At 67.9% G+C, this 15,103-nt stretch carries 14 protein-coding genes and 1 tRNA gene; 6 read left to right on the plus strand and 9 right to left on the minus strand.

The genetic code is table 11. The features are described 5' to 3' along the window. Positions 1–8: 8 nt before the first annotated feature. The gene (locus HWY45_RS05520; RefSeq protein ID WP_059564425.1) at positions 9–1,520 is read right to left on the minus strand and encodes a leucyl aminopeptidase; all 1,512 of its coding nucleotides are present in this window, start codon (positions 1,518–1,520) and stop codon (positions 9–11) included. Between the two features lie 122 nt (positions 1,521–1,642). Between HWY45_RS05520 and lptF the strand changes: the two genes are divergently transcribed. From lptF to HWY45_RS05535, 3 genes are read left to right on the plus strand one after another with little or no spacing between them, the layout of a single operon-like run. After that, positions 1,643–2,740, plus strand: coding sequence for an LPS export ABC transporter permease LptF (lptF, locus tag HWY45_RS05525; protein ID WP_059564424.1), 1,098 nt, complete (start codon positions 1,643–1,645; stop codon positions 2,738–2,740). Positions 2,741–2,743: 3 nt separating this feature from the next. After that, complete coding sequence (lptG, locus tag HWY45_RS05530; RefSeq protein WP_059564423.1) at positions 2,744–3,892, plus strand: LPS export ABC transporter permease LptG; 1,149 nt, start codon at positions 2,744–2,746, stop codon at positions 3,890–3,892. A 26-nt stretch (positions 3,893–3,918) separates the two neighbouring features. Next, the gene (locus tag HWY45_RS05535; protein WP_059884027.1) at positions 3,919–4,299 is read left to right on the plus strand and encodes a sirohydrochlorin chelatase; all 381 of its coding nucleotides are present in this window, start codon (positions 3,919–3,921) and stop codon (positions 4,297–4,299) included. 109 nt (positions 4,300–4,408) lie between these two features. On the opposite strand, the gene cobA is transcribed toward HWY45_RS05535, so the two are convergent. From cobA to HWY45_RS05565, 6 genes are all read right to left on the minus strand, one after another. Then, on the minus strand, positions 4,409–5,158 hold the full coding sequence (cobA, locus tag HWY45_RS05540) for a uroporphyrinogen-III C-methyltransferase (protein ID WP_059564422.1): 750 nt from the start codon (positions 5,156–5,158) through the stop codon (positions 4,409–4,411). 71 nt (positions 5,159–5,229) lie between these two features. Next, positions 5,230–6,546 carry a sulfate adenylyltransferase subunit 1 gene (locus HWY45_RS05545; protein WP_059883996.1) on the minus strand — a complete coding sequence of 439 codons (1,317 nt, stop codon included), beginning with the start codon at positions 6,544–6,546 and terminating at the stop codon, positions 5,230–5,232. 22 nt (positions 6,547–6,568) lie between these two features. Beyond that, positions 6,569–7,531 (minus strand): sulfate adenylyltransferase subunit CysD, encoded by a 963-nt coding sequence (cysD, locus tag HWY45_RS05550; RefSeq protein WP_059883997.1) that lies wholly within the window; start codon positions 7,529–7,531, stop codon positions 6,569–6,571. A 72-nt stretch (positions 7,532–7,603) separates the two neighbouring features. After that, positions 7,604–8,350: a phosphoadenylyl-sulfate reductase gene (locus HWY45_RS05555; RefSeq protein WP_059883998.1), complete on the minus strand. Its 747-nt coding sequence runs from the start codon at positions 8,348–8,350 to the stop codon at positions 7,604–7,606. Further along, positions 8,347–8,892 carry a DUF934 domain-containing protein gene (locus HWY45_RS05560; protein ID WP_059564418.1) on the minus strand — a complete coding sequence of 182 codons (546 nt, stop codon included), beginning with the start codon at positions 8,890–8,892 and terminating at the stop codon, positions 8,347–8,349. The genes HWY45_RS05555 and HWY45_RS05560 overlap by 4 nt, the downstream gene beginning before the upstream one ends. 25 nt (positions 8,893–8,917) lie before the next feature. Further along, positions 8,918–10,597: a nitrite/sulfite reductase gene (locus HWY45_RS05565; protein ID WP_059810712.1), complete on the minus strand. Its 1,680-nt coding sequence runs from the start codon at positions 10,595–10,597 to the stop codon at positions 8,918–8,920. A 218-nt stretch (positions 10,598–10,815) separates the two neighbouring features. On the opposite strand from HWY45_RS05565, the gene HWY45_RS05570 reads away from it, so the two are divergent. From HWY45_RS05570 to HWY45_RS05580, 3 genes are all read left to right on the plus strand, one after another. Next, positions 10,816–11,757, plus strand: coding sequence for a CysB family HTH-type transcriptional regulator (locus HWY45_RS05570; RefSeq protein ID WP_017333917.1), 942 nt, complete (start codon positions 10,816–10,818; stop codon positions 11,755–11,757). A gap of 64 nt (positions 11,758–11,821) precedes the next feature. After that, positions 11,822–12,982 carry an ABC transporter substrate-binding protein gene (locus HWY45_RS05575; RefSeq protein ID WP_059883999.1) on the plus strand — a complete coding sequence of 387 codons (1,161 nt, stop codon included), beginning with the start codon at positions 11,822–11,824 and terminating at the stop codon, positions 12,980–12,982. 88 nt (positions 12,983–13,070) lie between these two features. After that, positions 13,071–13,155: transfer RNA gene (locus tag HWY45_RS05580), tRNA-Leu, on the plus strand. Positions 13,156–13,271: 116 nt separating this feature from the next. Here HWY45_RS05580 and HWY45_RS05585 read toward each other — a convergent pair. Beyond that, positions 13,272–14,192, minus strand: a complete 921-nt coding sequence (locus HWY45_RS05585; RefSeq protein WP_059884000.1) for a LysR family transcriptional regulator — start codon at positions 14,190–14,192, stop codon at positions 13,272–13,274. 134 nt (positions 14,193–14,326) lie between these two features. Further along, positions 14,327–15,100, minus strand: coding sequence for an SDR family oxidoreductase (locus HWY45_RS05590; protein ID WP_059559292.1), 774 nt, complete (start codon positions 15,098–15,100; stop codon positions 14,327–14,329). Positions 15,101–15,103: the final 3 nt, after the last annotated feature.

Here is a 15,103-nt window from a genome sequence, read left to right on the forward strand (position 1 = left end):
CCCCGCCATCACTGGCCGGCGCGGTCGATCAGGAACTGCGCGAGCAGCGGCACCGGACGCCCGGTCGCGCCCTTCGCGGCGCCGCCCTTCCACGCGGTGCCGGCGATGTCGAGGTGCGCCCACGGGTACTTCTCGGCGAAGCGCGACAGGAAGCACGCGGCCGTCACGGCGCCGGCCGGACGCCCGCCGATGTTCGCGAGATCCGCGAAGTTCGACTTCAGCTGGTCCTGGTACTCGTCGTCGAGCGGCATGCGCCATGCGGGGTCGTTCGCCTCCCGCGACGCGTCGAGCAGTTCGCCCGCCAGCGCGTCGTCCTTCGAGAACAGGCCGCTGTTGTGGCCGCCGAGCGCGATCACGCAGGCGCCCGTCAGCGTCGCGACGTCGATCACCGCGGCCGGCTTGAAGCGCTCCGCGTAAGTGAGCGCGTCGCACAGGATCAGGCGGCCCTCGGCGTCGGTGTTCAGCACCTCGATCGTCAGCCCCTTCATGCTCGTGACGATGTCGCCCGGCTTGGTCGCGTTGCCGCCCGGCATGTTCTCGCAGGTCGGCACGACCGCGACGACGTTGATCTTCAGGCCCATCTCGGCGACCGCGCGGATCGTGCCGAGCACCGAGCCCGCGCCGCACATGTCGTACTTCATCTCGTCCATGCCCTCGCCCGGCTTCAGCGAGATGCCGCCCGTGTCGAACGTGATGCCCTTGCCGACCAGCACCACCGGCGCGGCCTTCGCGGCGGCGCCCTGGTAATGCAGCACGATGAACTGCGGCGGCTCGACCGACGCGCGCGCGACCGACAGGAACGAGCCCATCTTCAGCGCCTGGATCTGCTTCAGGCCGAGCACCTCGGCCTTCAGGCCCCAGTCCTTCGCGATCTGCTTCGCGGTGTTCGCGAGGTAGGTCGGCGTGCAGACGTTGCCCGGCAGGTTGCCGAGATCGCGGGTCAGATCCATCCCGTTGGCGAGCGCGACGGCCTGCTTGACCGCGACCTTCGCGGCCTTCTCGTCGGCCGGATCGACGCTGAACACGATGCGCTTGAGCGCATGCGACGCCGGCTCCGGCTTGCTCTTCAGCTGCGTGAAGCGATAGGTCTCGTTGCGCAGCGCGAGGATCGCCGCGCGCACGCCCCAGTCGGAGCTGCGCTCGTCGACCGGCAGCTGGGCCAGCGTGAAGGTGACCTGAACGACCTTGGTCGCGAGCAGCGCGCGCCACGCGGCCGTCACCGCGTCGTTATAGGCTTTCTGGTTGAAAGCGTCCTGCTTGCCGAGGCCGACCAGCAGCACGCGCGATGCGCCGATGCCCGACACTTCGTGCAGGAACAGCGTCTTGCCGCGCTTGCCGTCCATGTCGCCGGCCTTCACGATGCGCGAGATCAGCCCCTTGGTGGCCGTGTCGATGTCGAGCGCCGCGCCCGACAGCGTCTGCGCCTCGAAGATGCCGAGCACGATGCAGTCGGACTTCCCGGTCAGGAACCCCTTCGACTCCCCTTTGCTCCAATCACAGCCTTTTATGCTAAAGTCCATCGCGCTTGTCCTCGGATAAAATCTGGGCTAAGGATGAAAGCCGCAATTATCCGCTATTTTTCCCGTGGCGGCGCGAACGCCCGCCCGCGCGAGCATCGCCTCCCGCCCTCTTCTCATCAAGAATGATCTTCGAACGCTCCCTCCAGCGCGAGCTTGCGTATACGGCTGGCGCCGTGTTCATGGTGCTGCTCACGATCATGCTCACGACGATGATGATCCGCATCGTCGGCTATGCCGCGTCCGGTGAAATCGACCCGAAGGACGTGCTCGTGCTGATCGGCCTGACCGTGATCGGCTACCTTGCCGTGATGCTCGTCGTCACGCTGTTCGTTTCGATCCTGTTCGTGCTGACCCGGTGGTACCGGGATTCCGAAATGGTGGTCTGGCTCGCGTCCGGCGTGAGCCTGACCCGCCTGATCAAGCCGATCGGCGTGTTCGCGACGCCGATCGTGCTGCTGATCGCGTTCTTCGCGTTCGTCGGCTGGCCGTGGTCGAACCAGCAGAGCAAGATGATCAAGGCGCGCTTCCAGCAGCGCGACGAGATCTCGCTGCTCGCGCCCGGCCAGTTCCGCGAATCGACGTCGAACCACCGCGTGTTCTTCATCGAGAAGATGGCGCCGGACCAGAGCAAGGTGCAGAACGTGTTCGTGACGTCGACCGAGAACGGCAAGGTCAACGTCGTCGTGTCGCAGACGGGCCACACCGAAACGATGAAGGACGGCGACCGCTTCGTCGTGCTCGAGAACGGCCGCCGCTACGACGGCACGCCCGGCCAGCCGAACTTCAAGATCATGGAGTTCGAGCGCTACGGCGTGAAGATCACGAGCAAGCCGGTGGTCAACGCGACCACCACCACCGGCATGCCGACGCCGGAACTCCTGCGCAACCCGACCCGCGAGAATCTCGCCGAATTCGCGTGGCGCGCAGGCCTGCCGCTGATCGCGATCAACCTGATGGTGCTCGGCATCCCGCTCGCATACCAGAACCCGCGCCGCAGCCGCACGATCAACCTCGTGATGGCCGTGCTGATCTATCTGACCTACTCGAACCTGCTGAACGTCGTGCAGGCGCAGATCGAGCAGGGCAAGCTGCCGTTCGGCGTCGGCCTCGTCGGCCTGCACCTGATCGTCGCGGCGCTCGTCGGCGTCATCTTCTGGCTGCGGGTGCGCAACCGCCCGCTGTTTTCACGCGCGCTGTTCAGCCGCTCGACGGGAGCATGATCGATGCGGCTCTATGAAAAGTACTTTGCGCGCCAGATCTACGTCACGTTCGTCTTCATCCTGTTCGCGTTCTCGGGCCTGTTCTTCTTCTTCGACCTGATCAGCGAGCTGAATTCGGTCGGGCACGGCAACTACAAGTTCGGCTACGCGGTGCTGCGCGTCGCGCTGCAGACGCCGTCGCGCTTCTACGAGATCATCCCGGTCGCGGCGCTGATCAGCGCGATCTACGTGTTCGCGCAGATGGCCGCGAACTCGGAATTCACGATCTTCCGCGTGTCCGGCCTCGCGACCAACCAGGCGCTGCGCTCGCTGCTGAAGATCGGCGTGCCGCTCGTGATCCTCACCTACCTGATCGGCGAATTTGTCGGCCCATATGCCGACCAGCTGTCCGAACGCGTGCGGCTGCAGGCGCTCGGCGCGTCGGTGTCGTCGAACTTCCAGTCCGGCGTGTGGGTGAAGGACACGCTCACGGCGGGCGACAACGGCGAGCCGGTCACGCGCTTCGTCAACGTCGGCAGCCTGTCGCCCGATTCGACGATCAGCAATGTGCGGATCTACGAATTCGACTCGAAATTCCAGCTGAAGAACCTGCGCATCGCGCAGACGGGCCGCTACGAGCCGCCCGGCCACTGGCTGCTGACGGGTGTCACCGAGACGGAGCTGACGCCGATCAAGCCGATCAGCGGCCAGCCCGCCGATGCGCTGAACCCCGTGTACCGGTCGCAGCAGGTCACGCTGCCGGAGTTCCGGATGCGCTCGGACCTGACGCCGCAGATCCTGTCGGTGCTGCTCGTGTCGCCGGAACGCATGTCGATCGTCAACCTGTTCCGCTACATCCAGCACCTGAAGGAAAACCAGCAGGACACGCAGCGCTACGACATCGCGTTCTGGCGCAAGCTGCTGTATCCGTTCGCGGTGTTCGTGATGCTGGTGCTGTCGCTGCCGTTCGCGTACCTGCATACGCGCGCGGGCGTGGTCGGCGTGAAGGTGTTCGGCGGCATCATGCTCGGCATGAGCTTCCAGCTGCTCAATACGCTGTTCTCGCACATCGGCACGCTGAACACGTGGCCTGCGCCGCTGACCGCGGCGCTCCCCGGCCTGCTCTACCTGGGGCTCGGCCTGTTCGCGCTCAAATGGGTCGACCGGCACTGAGCGCCGGCGCCGCGACGGAGTTCGACATGGGTACGCACGGTATCGTCCTGTTCGGCCACGGCGCCCGCGATCCGCGCTGGGCGGAGCCGTTCGAGCGGCTTGCCGCGCGGCTGCGGGCGGCTGCGCCCGCTGCGCCGGTTTCGCTCGCGTTTCTCGAACTGATGACGCCGTCGCTCGACACCGCGGTCGCCGCGCAGGTGGCGGCCGGCTGCACACGCATCACCGTGGTGCCGGTGTTCTTCGGCCAGGGCGGCCATGTCCGGCGCGACCTGCCGCAGCTCGTCGACGCGTGCCGTGCCGCGCATCCGGGCGTCGAGATCCGCTGCGCAACCGCGGTCGGCGAGGACGACGGCGTGCTCGATGCGATCGCGCGCTATTGCCTCGACCAGGCGAACGACACCGCATAGCGCGAACCGGCGCCGCATAAGACAAAAGCGCTGGCAGCAAGCTGCCAGCGCTTTTTCGTTTCGGGCCGCCTTTGACGTCGGCGATGCACCGACGCGCGCCCTGCCCCGCTCAGGCCGCGTCGCGCATCGCCCCGCCGGCCTTCGCCGGCAGCGCGCGCTCGGCGAACGCATCGCCGATCATCAGCAGGCTCGGTTCGGCCGGATCGAGCCATGCCTGCGCGTCGCCCGCCGCCATCCCGCCGAGCGTCAGCGTGAGCGTGCGCTCGCGCGCGGTACTGCACGCCTCGACGATCGCCACCGGCGTGGCGGGCGCGCGGCCCGCGTCGATCAGTTCCTGCGCGATGCCGGGCGCGCTGTCGCGGCCCATGTAGTAGACGATCGAATCGGCGCGCGCCGCTTCGCGGATCTCGTCGCTGCCCGGCGCGCGGCTGTGCGTCGCGAACGCGACGCTGCGCGCGACGCCGCGCAGCGTCAGCGAGCGCTTCAGCGTCGCCGCGCCCGCCAGCGCCGCGGTGATGCCCGGCACGATCTCGTAGTCGATGCCGGCCGCCTCGAGCGCGCGCATCTCTTCGTCCGCGCGGCCGAACAGCATCGGATCGCCGCCCTTCAGCCGCACGACGCACGCATGCTCGCGCGCCGCGTCGACGATCTGCTTGTTGATGAAATGCTGCGCGCTCGAACGCTGGCCGCAGCGTTTGCCGACCGCGATCCGGCGCGCGTTCGGCGCGTAGTCGAGCATCGCGGGCTCGACGAGCGCGTCGTGCAGCACGACGTCGGCCTCGCCGAGCAGGCGCGCGCCGCGCACCGTGATGAGGTCCGCCGCGCCCGGCCCGGCGCCGATCAGATATACCTTGCCCATATTCATCGCTTCGCTTTCCTGCGCGCGTCGGCATCGGAGCGCGCCGCCCGACAGGCGGCGCGGTGTTCCGATTACGCCGAAAACGCCCGGATCATGCCTGCGGCGACCGTGTGATGCGTCGCCTCGTCGATCAGCACGAACGCGCCCGTGCCCGGATGCGCATCGTACGTGTCGCACACGATCGGCTTCTGCAGCGTCAGCGCGACGCGGCCGATGTCGTTCATCTTCAGCTCGTGACGGTCGGTCGCGTGCGACAGCGTGTGCACGTCGAGCACCTGCTTGACCGCGCCGATCTTCGCGAACACCGTGCTGGTGGTCTGCTTCAGCAGGTACTTGCGCTGCGGCGACAGCGGCGCGTCGTCGAACCAGCACAGATCCGCCTCGAGCTTCTTCGCCGGCGCGACCGGCTCGGACGGCGCGACGAACATGTCGCCGCGCGACACGTCGACGTCTTCCGCGAGGCGGATCGTCACCGTCTGGCCGGCGAACGCCTGGCCGACCGCCGCGGTGCCGCCCGGCACCGGCGCGATGATCTCGGCGACCGTCGCGGTGCGGTTCGACGGCAGCACGACGATCTCGTCGCCGACCTTCACCTCGCCCGACTCGATGCGGCCCATGTAGCCGCGGAAATCGTCGGCCGAGCTGCCGTCCTGGCGCGCGACCCACTGCACCGGGAAGCGCAGCGCGTCATGCGCCTGCGTCTCGACCGGCAGCGACTCGAGCACGTCGAGCAGCGGCTCGCCCGCGTACCACGGCATGCGCTCGCTCGCGCCGACGATGTTGTCGCCCTTGAGCGCCGACACCGGCACGAAGCGCACGTCGGCAAGGCCAAGCTGCTTCGCGAGCGCGACGTACGCGTCGCGGATCTCGTTGAAGCGCGCCTCGCTGTAGTCGACGAGGTCCATCTTGTTGATCGCGACGATCACGTGCTGCAGGCCGAGCAGCTTGACGATCGCGCTGTGGCGCTTGGTCTGCGGCAGCAGCTGCACGACGCCGTTCTCGACCGTGATGCGCGTCGCGTCGATCAGGACGATCGCCGCGTGCGCGGTCGACGCGCCCGTCACCATGTTGCGCGTGTACTGCTCGTGGCCCGGCGTATCGGCGATGATGAACTTGCGCTTCGCGGTCGCGAAATAGCGGTACGCGACGTCGATCGTGATGCCCTGCTCGCGCTCGGCTTCCAGCCCGTCGGTCAGCAGCGCGAGGTCGAGCTCGTCGCCGACCGTGCGCTTGTTCTTCGCGCGCGACAGCGCGGACAGCTGGTCGGACAGCACGGCCTTGCTGTCGTACAGCAGGCGGCCGATCAGCGTGCTCTTGCCGTCGTCGACGCTGCCCGCGGTGATGAAGCGCAGCACGCCGAGGTCTTCGTTGTTCTCGATGATGCTCATGATATGAATGTCCTCGTGTGCTTCAGAAATAACCTTGCTTCTTGCGCGTTTCCATCGCGGCCTCGGACGCCTGGTCGTCCATCCGGGTCGCGCCGCGCTCGGTGATCTCGGTCACCGCCGTCTCGGCGATGATCTTCTCGACGTCGTCCGCGTCGCTCTCGACCGGGCACGTGCAGCTGATGTCGCCGACCGTGCGGAAGCGCACCTGCGCGAGCTCGCTCGTCTCGCCCTCGCGCATCGGCGTGAGCGGCGTGACCGGCACGAGCAGGCCGTTGCGGCGCACGATCTCGCGCTGGTGCGCGTAGTAGATCGACGGCAGCTCGAGGTTCTCGCGGGCGATGTACTGCCACACGTCGAGTTCGGTCCAGTTCGAGATCGGGAACACGCGCAGGTGTTCGCCGTTGTGCAGGCGCGCGTTGTACAGGCTCCACAGTTCCGGGCGCTGCGCCTTCGGATCCCACTGGCCGAATTCGTCGCGGAACGAGAAGATGCGCTCCTTCGCGCGGGCCTTCTCTTCGTCGCGGCGCGCGCCGCCGATCATCGCGGTGTAGCCGTGCTGCTCGATCGTCTCGAGCAGCGTGACGGCCTGCGCGGCGTTGCGCGAATCGGTCTCGCGGCGCAGCACGACGGTGCCGCGCTTGATCGAATCCTCGACGTGGCCGACCACCAGCTCGGCGCCGATCTCCTTCGCGCGGCGGTCGCGGAAGTCGATCACTTCGTCGTAGTTGTGGCCCGTGTCGATGTGCACGAGCGGGAACGGCAGCGACGTCTTGCGGTTCGCGCCGAGGCCGAACGCCTTCAGCGCGAGATGCAGCACGACGACCGAATCCTTGCCGCCCGAGAACAACAGCGCCGGCTTGCTGCACTCGGCGACGAGCTCGCGCAGGATGTGGATCGACTCGGCTTCGAGCCAGTCGAGGTGGCCCATGCGGCCGGCGTCGCCGGTGGGCGAGGCAAAGGCGGATTGCTCGAGCGTCGTGCTCATGGTTTCAGTCCTTCTCTTCTGGGTTCGTGCCGCCCGCTTTCGCGGGCGGCGCAATATTCTGTCTTGTATCGCTCAGTGCGCGGCGCTTGCGCCGGCCGTCGCGGGAATCGGCGTGATCGTGATGTGCAGGCCGCATTCCTTCGTATCGCGCGATTCCCACCACCAGCGGCCCGCGCGGCTGTCCTCGCCGGGACGGATCGCGCGCGTGCAGGGCTCGCAGCCGATGCTCGGGTAGCCGCGCGCATGCAGCGGGTTGACCGGCACGTCGAACGCCTTCAGGTACGCCCACACGTCGTCCTCGGTCCAGTCGGCGAGCGGATTGTACTTCGCGACGCCGCGCGCCTCGTCCTGCTCTTCCTCGTGCAGCTCCGCGCGCGTGACCGACTGCTCGCGGCGCTGGCCGGTGACCCACGCATCGACGTCGGCGAGCGCGCGGTTCAGCGGCTCGACCTTGCGGATGTGGCAGCACGACTTGCGCAGCTCGACGCTTTCGTAGAACGCGTTCAGGCCATGGTCGGCGACGTACTGGTCGACCGCGTCCTGCCGCGGATGGAACTGCTCGATCTCGTAGCCGTAGCGTTCGCGCACGCGGTCGATCATGCCGAGCGTCTCCGCGTGCAGGCGGCCCGTGTTCAGCGAGAAGATGCCGATCGACACGCCCTTCGACAGGATCGCGTGCGTGACGAGCATGTCCTCGGCCGCGAGGCTGCTCGCGAACTTCACGTTCGGATGGCGCGCGGCAATCTGCGCGAGCAGCGCGTCGAGCCGTTCGACCTTCGCGGCGAGCGCCGGCGTCAGGGTGGCGTGGGCGTCGCTCATGCGCTCACCTTCGCGTCGGGCGTCGCTGCGCCGCGGCGGCGGAACAGCGGCGCCGGCTCGTCGAACGCGCCCTGGTAGCGCTGCGAGAATTCGCCGAATGCGTTCAGCGCGTCGTGGATGTCCTTGTCCGCGCGCACCGCGAACGCATCGAAGCCGACCCGCGACATGTACAGCAGCTGGTCGCGCAGCACGTCGCCGATCGCGCGCAGCTCGCCCGTCCAGCCGTGGCGCTCGCGCAGCAGGCGCGCGATGCTGTAGCCGCGGCCGTCCGCGAAGCGCGGGAACTCGACGGCGATCAGCGAGATCGCGCCGAAGTCGGCCGCGAGATCGGCCGGTTCGCTGTCCGGCGCGAGCCACACGCCGAGTTCGTCCTTCGTCTTTGCGGCGACCAGCGCCGCGCGCTCGGCCTGCCACAACGCGAACGGCACCAGCACCTTGCCGGCCGGCAACGCGTCGACCGCGGGCAGCGCGCCGTCTTCCGCCGCGCGCACGACCTGCCATGCATCGTCGATCACTGCGCGGTTCTTGATAATCGAAGCCATCTGCTAATTCCTTCTACCCGGTTGGTTACGCGTTCACTGCCTGGCGCGCCGCATACACGCGCTCCTTGAACGGCGCGATGCCGATGCGATCGTACGTGTCGACGAAGCGCTCGCCGTCGATGCGCGACTCGACGAACGTGTCGATCAGCTTCGCGATCACGTCCGGCACTTCCTCCGCCGAGAACGACGGGCCGATCACGCGGCCGAGGCGCGCGCCGTCGTGGCCCGTGCCCTGCTCGCCGCCGAGCGACACCTGGTACCACTCGGCGCCGTCCTTGTCGACGCCGAGAATGCCGATGTTGCCGACGTGGTGATGGCCGCACGAGTTCATGCAACCGGAAATGTTCAGCGACAGGTCGCCGAGGTCGTACACGAAATCGAGATCGTCGAAGCGCTGCTGGATCGCCAGCGCGATCGGGATCGACTTCGCATTCGCGAGCGAGCAGAAGTCGCCGCCCGGGCACGCGATGATGTCGGTCAGCAGGCCGACGTTCGGCGTCGCGAAGCCGGCGGCCTTCGCCTTTTCCCACACCGCGAACAGGTCGCGCTTCTTCACGTTCGCGAGGATCAGGTTCTGCTCGTGCGACACGCGCAGCTCGCCGAACGAGTAGGCATCCGCCCAGTCGGCGACCTGCTCCATCTGCGCGTCGGTCGCATCGCCCGGCGCGACGCGATGGTTCTTCAGCGACAGCGTGACGGCCGCGTAGCCCGGCACCTTGTGCGGCGCGACGTTGCGCTCGACCCAGCGCGAGAACGCCTTGTTCTCGAGCAGGTGCTGCTCGTACGACGCGTCGGTGTCGGCGAGCTTCTCGTAGACCGGCGGCTGGAAGTACTGCGACACGCGGTCGACTTCCGCCTGCGTGAGCGTCGACGGGCCGTCCTTCAGGTGCTGCCACTCCTCCTCGACCTGCTGCGCGAACTTCGCCGGCGACAGCGCCTTCACGAGGATCTTGATGCGCGCCTTGTAGAGGTTGTCGCGGCGGCCGTAGCGGTTGTACACGCGCAGCACGGCTTCGCAGTAGGTCAGCAGGTGCTGCCACGGCAGGTCTTCCTTGATCACCGCGCCGATGATCGGCGTGCGGCCGAGGCCGCCGCCCGCGAGGATGCTCGCGACGATTTCGCCCTGCGCGTTCTTCTTCAGGTACACGCCGAGGTCGTGGATCTGCACGGCCGCGCGGTCGTCCTTCGAGCCGGACACCGCGATCTTGAACTTGCGCGGCAGCCACGCGAACTCGGGGTGGAACGTCGACCACTGGCGGAGGATTTCCGACCACGGGCGCGGATCGATCTCCTCGTCTTGAGCGACGCCCGCGAACTGGTCGGCCGTGATGTTGCGGATGCAGTTGCCCGACGTCTGGATGCCGTGCATCTGCACCGACGCGAGCTTCGCGAGGATCTCGGGCGTCTCCTCGAGCTTGATCCAGTTGAACTGGATGTTCGAGCGGGTCGAGAAGTGGCCGTAGCCGCGGTCGTGCTCGCGCGCGATGCGGGCCAGCATCCGCAGCTGGTCGCTGCGCAGGTTGCCGTACGGAATCGCGATGCGGTGCATGTATGCGTGACGCTGCATGTACAGGCCGTTCTGCAGGCGCAGCGGGCGGAACTCGTCTTCGCTCAACTCGCCCGACAAGCGGCGGCGCACCTGGTCGCGGTACTGCGCGACGCGCTCGTCGACGATCGTCTGGTCGTATTGGTCGTACTGATACATTCGGGGACCCCAGGGTTTTCGTGTTGACCGCGCGACGTCCTAGCCACGCCGCGCCCGAATCTCCGTTTCGCCGCCGCGCCGGGCCATCATCGGCGGCCCGGTGGATTGCTAATGACGAAAACAGATATCCATATTTGAAAAACTCCGGTGAATCGTAATAAACTCGCCTTATATTTCAAACGACTAAAAAATTCTGTTGATATGCGAAAGGGTTATAAATGAACCTGCACCAATTTCGCTTCGTGCGCGAGGCCGTCCGGCAGAATTTCAACCTCACGGAGGCTGCCAAGGCGCTGTACACGTCGCAGCCGGGGGTCTCGAAGGCCATCATCGAGCTGGAAGACGAGCTCGGCGTCGAGATCTTCACGCGGCACGGCAAGCGCGTGCGTTCGCTCACCGAACCGGGGCGGATCATCCTCGCGTCGGTCGAGCGGATCCTCCAGGAGGTCGAGAGCCTGAAAAGGGTCGGAAAGGATTACGCCGCGCAGGATCAGGGCAACCTGACGATCGCGGCGACCCACACCCAGGCCCGCTACTCGCTGCCGGCCGCGATCGCCGAATTCAAGAAGCGCTTCCCGAAGGTGCACCTGTCGATCCTGCAGGGCAGCCCGACGCAGGTCGCCGAGATGGTGATCCACGACCAGGCCGACCTCGCGATTGCGACCGAGGCGATCGCCGACTACAAGGAACTCGTGTCGCTGCCCTGCTTCCAGTGGCACCACGCGGCCGTGGTGCCCGTCGACCACCCGCTGCTCGAACGCAAGCCGCCGACCCTCGACGATCTCGCGCAGTATCCGCTGATCACCTACGACGACGCGTTCGCGGGCCGCAAGAAGATCAACCATGCGTTCGCGCTGCGCGGGCTGTCGCCGGACATCGTGCTCGAGGCGATCGACGCCGACGTGATCAAGACCTACGTCGAGCTCGGCCTCGGCGTCGGGATCATGGCCGACATCGCGTTCAACCCGGAGCGCGACCGCAACCTGCGGCTGATTCCGGTGGGCCACCTGTTCGGCAGCAACGTCACGCGCGTCGCGCTCAAGCAGGGTGCGTACCTGCGCAGCTATGTGTATACGCTCGTCGAGCTGCTGTCGCCGACGCTGAACCGCAAGCTGATCGAGCAGGCGCTGAAGGGCGAAGCCGAATCGTACGAACTTTGACCGGACTGCATCACGACGGGGGCGCACATTGCCCCCCTTTTTTCCGCCCGACGGAGGTTCACGCATGCCGCTTTCCGCCCCGCTGCTGCGCCGCGCCGCCGGCGCCGTCCTCGCCCTCGCCTGCGCCGCCGCGCACGCGGACCTGAAGGTCGGCGTCGACCTGTCGACGACCGGCCCCGCGGCCGCGATCGGCATCACGAGCAAGAACGCGATCCTGATGTGGCCGAAGACGATCGCCGGGCAGAACCTGCAGGTGACGGTGCTCGACGACGCGTCCGATCCGGGCGCCGCGGTGCGCAACATCCGCAAGCTGGTCGCGGAAGACCGCGTGGACGTCGTGATCGGGCCGAACATCACGCCGGCCGCGCTCGCGGCGCTCGACGCCGTCGCGGATGCGCAGACGCCGATGATCACGCTGGTGGGTTCCGGCGCGATCGTCGAGCCGCAGGAAGGCGCGCGCACCTGGGCGTTCAAGATGGCGCAAAGCGACCGCGCGATGGCCGACGTGATGACCCGCACCATGTCGAACCGCGGCGTGAAGACGGTCGGCTTCATCGGCTTCGCGGACAGCTACGGCGACAGCTGGCTGAACGAATTCACGCGCTTCGCCGAGCTGCGCAAGATCCGCGTGGTCGCGGCGGAGCGCTTCAACCGCACCGACGCGAGCGTCACCGGCCAAGCGCTGAAGCTGATCGCGGCGAAACCCGACGCGATCCTGGTCGCCGGGTCCGGCACGCCGGCCGTGCTGCCGCAGCGCACGCTGATCGAGCGCGGCTACAAGGGCCCGATCTACCAGACGCACGGGATCGCGACGCCGGAGTTCATCAAGCTCGGCGGCAAGGACGTGGACGGGACGCTGTTCCCGACCCAGCCCGTCGTCGTTGCGCGCACGCTGCCGGCCGACCACCCGGCCCGCCGCGCCGCGCTCGCGTTCGTCGACGCGTACGAGGCGAAATACGGCGCCGGCACGGTCACGCAGTTCGCGGGCGATGCGGCAGGCGTGTACCCACGCCTCGCCGACGCGGTCGGCCGCGCGCTGAAGGCGGCGCAGCCGGGCACCCCCGCGTTCCGCGCGGCGCTGCGGCGCGAGCTCGAACGCGCGCACGAGCTGGTGGTGCCGAACGGCGTCGTCAATACGAGCGACCAGGATCACGTCGGGCTCGACCAGCGCGCGAGCGTGATGGGGATCGTCCGGCACGGCGCGTTCGCCTATCTCGGCCAGTGAACGACCGCAACGCGGCTTGCCCGGTGCCGCGATTTCAGCGATAATCCGCGTTTTCGCCGCGCACAACCGCATGCGCGGGCCCGAACAAGCCCAGGTGGTGAAATTGGTAGACGCAGGGGACTCAAAATCCCCCGCCGCAAGGCGTGCCGGTTCGATTCCGGCCCTGGGCACCAGATTTCGGCGTCATACGCCAACCGTAGTCGAAACCCGCGAACGCTCACCGCTTCGCGGGTTTTTTGTTTCCGGCGCGCGCTGCAACGCACCGAACGAGCGGTTCGGCCGCGCGCGCTCAGCGCTCGCCCCCACCCTCCCGCAGCGCCCCGCCCATCAGCTCCGCGAACCACTCGATGAACGCATTGAGCCTGCGCGACCGGTGCCGGCGATGCGGATACACGGCCGACACGTCCATCGGCGCGGCCCGATAGCCCGGCATCACGTCGACCAGCGCGCCGCTGTCGAGCAGGTGCTGGACGTCGAACCGCGGAATCTGGATCAGCCCAATCCCCGCGAGGCAGCTGGCGATGTAGGTCTCCGCGTTGTTGACGATCACGCGGCTCGGCAGCGCCAGCTCGCGCGTGACGCCGCCGGCGCAGACTTCCCACGGCAGCTCGCGGCCGCTCGCCGGCGACGCGTAGCCGACCGCCCAGTGCCCGTGCGCCAGCGCGTCCGGATGCGCGGGCACGCCGCATTCACGCAGGTAGTCGGGGCTCGCGCAGTTGACCAGCTCGAATTGCCCGAGCGGCCGCACGACGAGGCTGCTGTCGGCGAGCCGTCCGACCCGGATCGCGCAGTCGACGCCCTCCTGCACGAGGTCGATCGAGCGGTCGGTCGAGCCGAGGAACAGTTGCAGCTTCGGGTGACGGCGGAACAGCGACTGCAGCGCGGGCGCGATCACGCGGCGCGCGATCCGGCTCGGCACGTCGACGTTGAGCCGGCCGATCACGTCGCGGTCGCGGCTGCGGAACAGCCGATCGAGTTCGTCGGCTTCCGCGAGCAGGCGCCGGCCGCGCTCGAGCAGCAGCGCGCCGTCGGCGCTCAGCTGCACCTGCCGCGTCGTGCGATGCAGCAGCCGCGTGCCGAGCCCCGTCTCGAGCTGCTGCACGGCCGCCGACACGGTCGCACGCGGCACGTCGAGCGCATGCGCGGCCTTGATGAAGCTGCCCATCTCGGCAACCTGAAGGAAGATTCTGACCTGATCCAGCTTGTCCATCGGCGAAGAGGCGGGTTCGTTCGGGCGGCGGGCGCCGGAAATGAAACAGGCGAGCGGCCGTGATGCCCGCGCGCCTGCCCATTGTCCACGCAAACCGGCCAGTGCGGTACGCGCCCGGCAGCCTGGCTCGGCGCCTATTTCGTCGTATAGCCGCCGTTGATCAGGATCGTCTGGCCCGTGATCCACCAGCCGTCGGTCACGAGGTGGCGGATGAACGGCACGACGTCCTCGATGTCGGTGAGCCCCGTCTTGCTGAACGGCGACAGCGCCGCCGCGCTCTTGTGATACGCGACCGCATCGGCGCCTTCGGCCGGATAGAAGAACGGCGTATCCATCGGGCCCGGCCCGACGGCCGTCACCGAGATCCCGCGCGCGCCGTATTCCTTCGCGGCCGCGCGCGTGAAGTGCTCGACCGGCGCCTTCGCGCCCTCGTAGGCCGCATAGAACGGCGTGAACGCGCCGAGCAGCGACGTCACGAGCGTGACGAGCTTGCCGTGATCCTCGAGATGCCGCCCCGCCTCCTTGATGAAGAAGAACGCGGACTTGCTGTTGACCGCGAACATCTCGTCGTACTCGGCCTCGGTGATCTCGGCGATCGGCTTCTTCAGCACCTTGCCGACGGTGTTGATCGCGATGTCGATCCTGCCGAAGCGCTGCTTGACCGCGTCGAACAGCCGCTCGAGCGCGGCGGCCGTCGTCAGGTCCGCCTGGAACGTCGCGGCATCGGCGCCCGCCGCACGCACCGCGGCCGCCGTCTCCTCGGCCTGCGCCAGCGTCGCCGCGCTGTTGTAGTGGATCGCCACCGCCTTCGCGCCGTGGCTCGCCAGGTCACGCGCGATCAGGCCGCCGAGGTTCTTCGCGCCGCCTGCGATCAGGACGACCTTGTCTGCGAGTGCATGAGTGGCCACGGT

Source organism: Burkholderia stagnalis, from assembly GCF_902830275.1.
GTDB classification, from domain to species: Bacteria; Pseudomonadota; Gammaproteobacteria; order Burkholderiales; family Burkholderiaceae; genus Burkholderia; species Burkholderia stagnalis.

What these genes read in the sequence shown, in the direction of transcription:
- HWY45_RS05545 (WP_059883996.1), bottom strand. Translation starts at nt 6,546, where the DNA reads ATGAGCATCATCGAGAACAACGAAGACCTCGGCGTGCTGCGCTTCATC.
- lptF (WP_059564424.1), top strand. Translation starts at nt 1,643, where the DNA reads ATGATCTTCGAACGCTCCCTCCAGCGCGAGCTTGCGTATACGGCTGGC.
- HWY45_RS05535 (WP_059884027.1), top strand. Translation starts at nt 3,919, where the DNA reads ATGGGTACGCACGGTATCGTCCTGTTCGGCCACGGCGCCCGCGATCCG.
- HWY45_RS05585 (WP_059884000.1), bottom strand. Translation starts at nt 14,192, where the DNA reads ATGGACAAGCTGGATCAGGTCAGAATCTTCCTTCAGGTTGCCGAGATG.
- HWY45_RS05520 (WP_059564425.1), bottom strand. Translation starts at nt 1,520, where the DNA reads ATGGACTTTAGCATAAAAGGCTGTGATTGGAGCAAAGGGGAGTCGAAG.
- HWY45_RS05560 (WP_059564418.1), bottom strand. Translation starts at nt 8,892, where the DNA reads ATGGCTTCGATTATCAAGAACCGCGCAGTGATCGACGATGCATGGCAG.
- HWY45_RS05575 (WP_059883999.1), top strand. Translation starts at nt 11,822, where the DNA reads ATGCCGCTTTCCGCCCCGCTGCTGCGCCGCGCCGCCGGCGCCGTCCTC.
- HWY45_RS05555 (WP_059883998.1), bottom strand. Translation starts at nt 8,350, where the DNA reads ATGAGCGACGCCCACGCCACCCTGACGCCGGCGCTCGCCGCGAAGGTC.
- cysD (WP_059883997.1), bottom strand. Translation starts at nt 7,531, where the DNA reads ATGAGCACGACGCTCGAGCAATCCGCCTTTGCCTCGCCCACCGGCGAC.
- HWY45_RS05565 (WP_059810712.1), bottom strand. Translation starts at nt 10,597, where the DNA reads ATGTATCAGTACGACCAATACGACCAGACGATCGTCGACGAGCGCGTC.
- HWY45_RS05570 (WP_017333917.1), top strand. Translation starts at nt 10,816, where the DNA reads ATGAACCTGCACCAATTTCGCTTCGTGCGCGAGGCCGTCCGGCAGAAT.
- cobA (WP_059564422.1), bottom strand. Translation starts at nt 5,158, where the DNA reads ATGGGCAAGGTATATCTGATCGGCGCCGGGCCGGGCGCGGCGGACCTC.
- lptG (WP_059564423.1), top strand. Translation starts at nt 2,744, where the DNA reads ATGCGGCTCTATGAAAAGTACTTTGCGCGCCAGATCTACGTCACGTTC.